The sequence below is a fragment of the Sporosalibacterium faouarense genome, assembly GCF_016765695.1.
Lineage (GTDB): Bacteria > Bacillota > Clostridia > Tissierellales > VENL01 > Sporosalibacterium > Sporosalibacterium faouarense.
In genome coordinates, this window is sequence record NZ_JAETGO010000012.1 from 20,913 (window position 1) to 28,022 (window position 7,110).

The 7,110-nt window shown below is 36.6% G+C and carries 11 protein-coding genes; 8 read left to right on the forward strand and 3 right to left on the reverse strand.

Features of this window, described 5'->3' with window-relative positions:
- Window positions 1–100 precede the first annotated feature (100 nt).
- From JMO20_RS01465 to JMO20_RS20235, 7 genes are all read left to right on the forward strand, one after another.
- On the forward strand, window positions 101–808 hold the full coding sequence (locus JMO20_RS01465; RefSeq protein ID WP_202707475.1) for a cation diffusion facilitator family transporter: 708 nt from the start codon (window positions 101–103) through the stop codon (window positions 806–808).
- Window positions 809–1,475: 667 nt separating this feature from the next.
- A complete protein-coding gene (locus JMO20_RS01470; RefSeq protein ID WP_207753403.1) occupies window positions 1,476–1,658 on the forward strand; it encodes a hypothetical protein in 183 nt (60 codons plus the stop codon).
- A 210-nt stretch (window positions 1,659–1,868) separates the two neighbouring features.
- Window positions 1,869–3,185, forward strand: coding sequence for an alcohol acetyltransferase (locus JMO20_RS01475; protein WP_202707479.1), 1,317 nt, complete (start codon window positions 1,869–1,871; stop codon window positions 3,183–3,185).
- Window positions 3,186–3,282: 97 nt separating this feature from the next.
- Window positions 3,283–3,465 (forward strand): hypothetical protein, encoded by a 183-nt coding sequence (locus JMO20_RS01480; RefSeq protein ID WP_202707481.1) that lies wholly within the window; start codon window positions 3,283–3,285, stop codon window positions 3,463–3,465.
- Between the two features lie 5 nt (window positions 3,466–3,470).
- Complete coding sequence (locus JMO20_RS01485; RefSeq protein WP_202707483.1) at window positions 3,471–3,893, forward strand: VTT domain-containing protein; 423 nt, start codon at window positions 3,471–3,473, stop codon at window positions 3,891–3,893.
- Between the two features lie 41 nt (window positions 3,894–3,934).
- On the forward strand, window positions 3,935–4,426 hold the full coding sequence (locus JMO20_RS01490; RefSeq protein WP_202707485.1) for a response regulator transcription factor: 492 nt from the start codon (window positions 3,935–3,937) through the stop codon (window positions 4,424–4,426).
- Between the two features lie 62 nt (window positions 4,427–4,488).
- Entirely contained in the window at window positions 4,489–4,614 is a 126-nt protein-coding gene (locus JMO20_RS20235; protein WP_279380032.1) for a hypothetical protein, read from the forward strand.
- 90 nt (window positions 4,615–4,704) lie between these two features.
- Here JMO20_RS20235 and JMO20_RS01495 read toward each other — a convergent pair whose 3' ends face one another.
- The 3 genes from JMO20_RS01495 to JMO20_RS01505 all read right to left on the reverse strand — a co-directional run bounded on the left by JMO20_RS01495 (window position 4,705) and on the right by JMO20_RS01505 (window position 6,531).
- Window positions 4,705–5,304, reverse strand: a complete 600-nt coding sequence (locus JMO20_RS01495; RefSeq protein WP_202707487.1) for a TetR/AcrR family transcriptional regulator — start codon at window positions 5,302–5,304, stop codon at window positions 4,705–4,707.
- Window positions 5,305–5,518: 214 nt separating this feature from the next.
- On the reverse strand, window positions 5,519–6,073 hold the full coding sequence (locus tag JMO20_RS01500; RefSeq protein ID WP_202707488.1) for a nitroreductase family protein: 555 nt from the start codon (window positions 6,071–6,073) through the stop codon (window positions 5,519–5,521).
- A gap of 29 nt (window positions 6,074–6,102) precedes the next feature.
- Complete coding sequence (locus JMO20_RS01505; protein ID WP_202707489.1) at window positions 6,103–6,531, reverse strand: flavodoxin family protein; 429 nt, start codon at window positions 6,529–6,531, stop codon at window positions 6,103–6,105.
- Between the two features lie 275 nt (window positions 6,532–6,806).
- Here JMO20_RS01505 and JMO20_RS01510 point away from each other — a divergent pair, with 275 nt between their 5' ends.
- Window positions 6,807–6,947, forward strand: coding sequence for a hypothetical protein (locus tag JMO20_RS01510; RefSeq protein ID WP_202707490.1), 141 nt, complete (start codon window positions 6,807–6,809; stop codon window positions 6,945–6,947).
- Window positions 6,948–7,110 lie beyond the last annotated feature (163 nt).

Genomic DNA, 7,110 nt, shown 5'->3' on the forward strand with positions numbered 1-7,110 from the left:
ATAGTCAGATAACAAATTTAAAATGTATTAGCTCAATACAAATAAATTGAGTGTGAAAATTTCTTGATATAATATTATTAATTATAGTGGAGAGTATTAAATGATTCAAAAAAAACTAAAGAAAACATTTCAATATGCAAAGGACACAAATAATTTATTTACTAATCTGTATGGATATAAAATGAGCCGTTCACTTCAAATAACCAGAGCAGCGACAACAGCCAGCAGCCTAATTGCTGTAGGTAAGCTTATTATGGGAATTGTATCTCTATCATTATTTATATGTACGAATGCTTTTTATTCCTTTGGAATGATAGGAGCAAAAACCATTGCATTGATTGGCATACGAAAAGCTAAAAATAAAAGAGAACAATATAAATACTATTTATGGTCTACTTCCGTATTAATTATCTCCAGCTTACTGTACATTATTTATTCTATAATGTTATTTTTTAACCCAATTCTAAGTTCATATCATATGTATGTAGCAATCGGAATTGCTACAGTTACATTTACTGATATCGGATTAAATATTAGAGGGGTAATTATAACAAGACATGACCATACATTGTTAATTCATGCCATAAAGATGACTAATCTGTCAACTTCATTAATTTCACTTGTTTTAACTCAGACAGCATTATTATCATTTACGATTAAAGAAACTAATATACTGGATATGTCCAAAGCCAATGGTGTGATAGGATTAATAATGGGCTCAGCAGCAACACTAATAGGAATCTACATGATCTACAGAATAAAGAAGTTGAAAAAGCAGGATGATTTAGCAATAGAAGATGAGCAGTAGTAATAGAGCAGAAGGCTGTAGAGGATGATTTAAGCTGAATCAAATAGTTTGTAGCTATTCGAATGATAATGTGTATGCTGTCAAGGAGTGACTTAACCCAAATGAGGTATATGACCTTATTATATTCAACATCATGATGCCACAGACGGATTATTATAACAATCCTAATTTTATAGAATGGTAGAAGGTCAATACAAGGTATGTTAAGTTACAAATGTGCTAGCGTACTAAAACTGAGTTTTTAGTATAATATAATAATTAGGGGTGGAACACGGAAAAATAAGGTATTTATGCCCTACTGGGCAAGGAAAAAGTATATATTTTAAAGTAAACACAATAAACTAAATAGCTTTGCCCTTGTGGGCGTTAAAATTATAAATTAGTTGATAATTACATTAAATATTGGATGATTAAATTTCAAGTAATAAATTTGCCAACTTTTACTTGACAGTAACAATGTACTTTTCATGTTTGGTATTATACGCTTAATCGTATGATATATAAAGTTAGGATATTTTATAGTGGAATATATGTAGACAAAAGAGGCCGCTGAAAAATGGGGCATTTCCGAACGACGCATACAAAAACTTAGTGAAGATAATAGTAAAATATTGCTATTAATTAAAAATTTTTTTGCTTGCTTGATGCTGAAAAAAGCATTGTTGGGTTGATACTTTCTTATGTGGTTACGGCAGGTGCATTCGCAGGGATAAGATTTCCTTTAAGTCATTTTATAGATATGGAGGAAAATAGGCTTCTCTTATATGGAATAGTTGCAGCCTTTAGTGTTATAGTATATTTGTTTTCATGGCTGACATGTCCGAAAATGGTTTCTCACAAAGACATGTAGCCAAGAGGGGAGCTGCGTTTACAATATCTTTGCCTGTGTAGTGCACGTCTTGTTTTCTAATGCTGATAAAGAGAACAATTTTACCTGTCGCGGTAAAATTGTTCTTTTTCTTTTTGAGTTTAAATTCAGTTTATACGGCGTTGGTATGATTGTTTTGTAACGATGGAAGTATTGCTTTTATTTTATAAATAACATCAGGAGATGATTATAATGAAGAGACCGTATAGACTTGATAACATCGCAAAGCTTTATCCCGCAGTGACTAAGAAGACAAATACTTGTGTTTTCCGTCTTTCAGCAATATTGACCGAAAACGTTGATCCAAATGTGCTTCAGCAAACTGCTGAAATAACTATAAAACGCTTCCCCACAATGGCGGTTAAATTGAGGGAAGGGCTGTTTTGGGTCTATCTTTATGAAAACAACAATCCGCTGGTGGTGCGGAAAGAACTAACCCATCCTTGTGCGCCGATTATGGGAGTCAAAGAAAACAATGAATATCTATTCAAAATTATGTATTTTGGACGTCGGATTACGCTGGAATGTTTTCACGCACTTACAGACGGAATGGGGGCGATGGAATTTTTAAAGTCGTTAGTGTACCAATACTTGCTCTTAACTGGAAAAGAAGTTCAGGATGAGGGAATGATTCTGATGCCAGAAAGCACCCCGGAGCAAGAGGAAGAGGAGGACGGATGCTTAAGGTATTACCAAAAGTGCGTCAAAAAGTCAAAATTTGAGACACGAAAAGCCCGAGCTATTCAGGGAACAGTTCTTGAGGATTGCAGGACGAATGTCATTCACGGCGTCATTTCGGCTTTGCCGCTCAATGATTACGCTCGTCAGCACGGAACGACCATAACGGGGTATTTGACGGCTGTATTTGCACAAGCGATTTCTTTATCCGATTCCCAGTGGAGTCAAGGGCATCATCCGATTCGGATTGGCATCCCTGTAAATCTTCGAGGGATGTTCCCGTCAAAAACGCTGAGAAATTTTGTTTCTCAAATAAACATAAGTCTTCCGACAACTTCCGGGCAAACCTTTGATGAACTGGTTGAATCAGTAATTATGCAAATGAAAACCAGTATAACAAAAGAAAATTTATCTGGCAGGATAAATACGTTTGTGGGGTATGAGAAAATGCTCGTCGGGCGGGTTCTTCCGTGGTTTATTAAAAAAGCGGTAATCGACTTTGTATCAAAACGGACGGACAGCGCAACAACCGCACTTTTGACCAATCTCGGAAGTATCAAGCTGCCCAAGTCTATGGAGCGATATATTGACATGATAGAGGCGGTTCCGTCTCACAAAAAAGAAGCTTCTATCAATTGTGGCGTCTGTTCTGTAGATGGTAAGCTGAATATCGCTTTTGCAAGTAATATTGCGGAAACTGATGTAATAAAACACTTTTTTGATTTAGTTTCCAAACAAACAGGGCTGGAAGTCGAAGTTTACTCCAATGGTTGGACTGAAACCGATACGTTGCCAGTAGATGGGGAAAGCCTCTATCCTGCTTACACATAAGCAAAATCTGAACTGCCCCAAATAAAGGTTAAGCCTCTGTCTAGTTTTCTGCCGCAGGACCGACATAACGGGGATATTAAAGGATAAAGGTGACTATATGAAAAAGAGCGATAAACTAACAAAAAAATTAATCATTGTAATTACTGTGTTTTTTTCTCTGATGATTGCTTTGAGCCTGATTTCTCTTCCTTATATCAATATTTTATCAGAGTTGCAAACACAAGCATTTAAACAATGGGTTACTTCCCTTGGCGTAGGGGGCTGTTTCTTTGCCTGCTAGGATGCGTGATAGCTTCATCCTGTGTTTTTATACTTTCAAAGAAATTTGGGAAACCCCTTGTAACCAAGCTGTTCAAAAAAAGCAAACTTGATGAATTTGCTTTTCTGAAAGACGCTAAGAAACTGGAACCAATTGTTCTTATCTTGTTTTTAATTCCCGGAACTCCAAAGGATATGTTGACTTATGTAGTTGGAACCAGCCCTATGAAGATAACACAGTTTCTGGTTATTTCAACTTTTGCACGCATTCCTTCCGTCATATCCTCTACTTTTGTCGGGGCTACCATGGAGCAGGGGAAATGGAAAACTGCCGTTTTGATTTTTGTTTTAACCACTATTTCAGGTATTTTTGGAATAAAGTATCGAGAAAGAATGATGGGCTTTTGTAAAAGAATAGACCGAAAGATCAAAGGTACGGGACATGAGTAAGAAAATTCGTAATATTATATTTTAGAAGGGAGTCAAGTCTTGTGGAAAATTGGATATTGGGAGTAGATAATAATTACGATGAATTTGAAGCAGTACAAAAAGAATGGTTAAAACATCATGTATTCGTAAAAATGCTAAACTCCATGCCAGAAGCATTGAAGCTACTAACGGAGATCGACTTTCTCTTTGTCATAATTACTGGTGATAATATAGCATATCTGCCTTATCTGAAACTTATGCGCGATATGAGACCAATACCAATTTTAGTCTTATCATCCAAGTACAATGTCTTCGAGAAAATAAAAGTCATTCTGCTTGGTGCATACTACTTTCCCTACCCTTTCACTGTTGAGGAAGCTGTGGCAAGAAGAAGAGCTTTAATCCGCCGATATACTTTTCTGAACCATCAAGCTGAAAAATCTCTAACTATTATCACATACAATGAAATATTTATGTGTGTTGAATATAGAAAGGTATTCTTAGAAAGCAAAGAGATTGAACTGTCACGAAAGGAGTTTGACCTGCTTCACTAAGTATAAAATGTTTCCGCCAAAACCTATCATCATTTTACCAAAACACATGTGGAGATGGTGGTATGGATGTCAACGGTAGACAAGTAGGAACATATCGATGGAAAGGGGTTGGGGGTGAGCAGATTGGATGTTTGCTTTTGGTACAGCACAACAGGTTAGATGTAAAGCATGAAACTGACAGTTTATGAGGTGGATAAACCAGAATATTAAAGTACAGATTATTTATATATCACCTTTGTTTTGAACTTCAAAAAGGATTTATAGTGTAACTATTTTGATTACCAATGGCTATACTCTGTGAAATTTTCCAGTCTTTCTCGCCCCTGCTTTGTGAGAATGTTGTGCATAATGCTCCAAGCATGTGTTTGGAAACTGACGTTTTGTTCCTTCCGCAATTCACAAAAGGGTAGCCAGTAGATTATTGATTGGTAAAGTGCATCAATAAGACGCTCGTACTCTTTTGGAAAAGCCTCATCCCTAATCAGTCCCGCCTCAAAGAGTAGATGAAATGAGAGGGAGAGCGTTTTTCGGTGTATCTCATACACTTTTCTTTGTTCGTCTTTTAAGGTAGTAGAGAGTTGTAACATTTGTGCGTAGTGCCAAAAATAAAAAGCATTTTCCTGTATCACGTTGTGCATAAAATGGAAATACTGGTCTAGGTCTTCCAGATTGTCCGGAGCTTTAGGGTTGTCACATCGAGGGCACTCTTTTACGATTGCTTCAATAATCTCCTCTTTTTTACGAAAGTAGTAGGTCAGGTTGCCTTTGCTAATTCCCAGTGCACTAGCAATTTCCTGAATGGACACGTTATTAAAACCCTTTTCGTTAAAGAGTTTTTTTGAGGTTTCTAGTATCTTTTGGCGAATGCTCGGTTTCATTTACACTTCTCCTTTTATACGGTCTATAAAACACTACAAAAATATTGAAAGGATTTGTCGCAAAATCCGCATTTATGTAATTGTGAGGGAATGAAACGACCGAAGAATCTTGATAAACAAGCTAATTTGTTTGTTATTGGAAATATCCTTCGTTTCGACCAGGATGACAGCACATTTTGCGATAGTCCCTTCGTAATTCTATTTCGGTCTAGTATTAGACATAGCTCACGTCGATAGTAATAGTCAAATCCTTTTGCTTTGAATCTTCCATAGCTGCATAGCCAAAGCCTACACCAAATAATGCAGTACAGTCATTAGGTATAGACAGAGCATCTTTTAATTCTCCACTTGATTGAACTGTACCACCTGCTGACCAAAGAACAACACTGCCAACGCCTACATCGGCAGCAGCAAGCATCATGTTTTCAGCGATACACCCTGCATTAACATAGTCAGCTCCGGGATCAGTAGGTTCTTTTGAAGATATAATCACCACGGTGGGGGCACCATAAAGGGGCTCTACCTTACCCATCATTTTTTCCATCATCTCTTTTGCTTCCTCAGGCAGAGACGCACCTATAATATCTGTTAATTGACCTAATGCTTTTTCATCCTGGATTGCAGTTAAGTGCATAGTGTTATATAGTCCTGCTGATACAGGGGCTGCACACCCAGCTGCTAGGATTTTGTTAAGCGTGTCTTTTGATAATTGCTTCGGCTTATAAGCACGAATTGATTTTCTTGTTGCAATAGCTTTAATTGTTTCCATAATAAAACTCCTTTCTTTTTTTTTGATTTTTAAGTCAGTTTTTCCATTGTTCTTTTGGCAAATTCTTGTGCCATGTTCAAATCAGTTTCATCTGGATGTTTGCGGTTGATGAAAAACCAAGCTTTACCTTTACAGCCGAATTGCCCGTCAATCACATTTATGCCTTTGTCTTGTAAAAGCTTTTTAATGTAATTTACGATTATCGGTTGCCCGCCATATGTACCAAAAACAGCAGCGTTCTTTACGGTAGCGGGGCTTAATTGGTCAATGAAAGCGATTGTGCTTTTGTGCGCCTTTCCACCGTAAAGACCGTCCCCAATAAACAAAAGGTCAACGGGCATTTCGAAAGAAGTGTTTTTTTCAATCAACTCCGCCTGAACGCCAACGGCACTTGCGATTGCCTGAGAAATTTTCCTGGTGTTTCCTGTTGTTGTGTGATACATGACTTTGATGTTCATTGCATTTCAGCCTACCTTTCATTATTCGGAGCATAAGATTAAATTAATTATAGTACGTTCGTACTATTTTGTCAATAATATTGTTCATAATTAATGTACAGGACTTTTGAATGTCTGTATAGAATAATTAAGATAAAAGGTCAATGGGGAAAATCAAATGAAATGAATTATTATCTAGGAGTAACTACTTATTTGGAAAACGCCGTGAAAAATATAACGATGGGACTCCACTTTCAATGTCAATGTTTCGAAAAAAATTCTCTTAAGGGTATTGTGTGAAATGCCTAGGCAAAGGTAATATAAGTAAAATTGATGAAGATAAGCTTTTTTCTGATAAATCAAATAATATAGATGAGTTAGTTTTTGGATTAGCAAAGCATGGAGCTACACGAAAAAAAAGTGAATTCATTTTGTAAGTATCATGGTCTATCAATTAATGAGAAAGTTGGTAGACTAAATAGTGAGCAATTTCATTACTTGAAATATGGGGATGGAGGAAAGACTGCTTTTCTTGGGTTTATCTTTTGATAAGACTCCCACTTCTATAAGTGGGAGAGAAGATTTCTCTTCAGGTGGAGT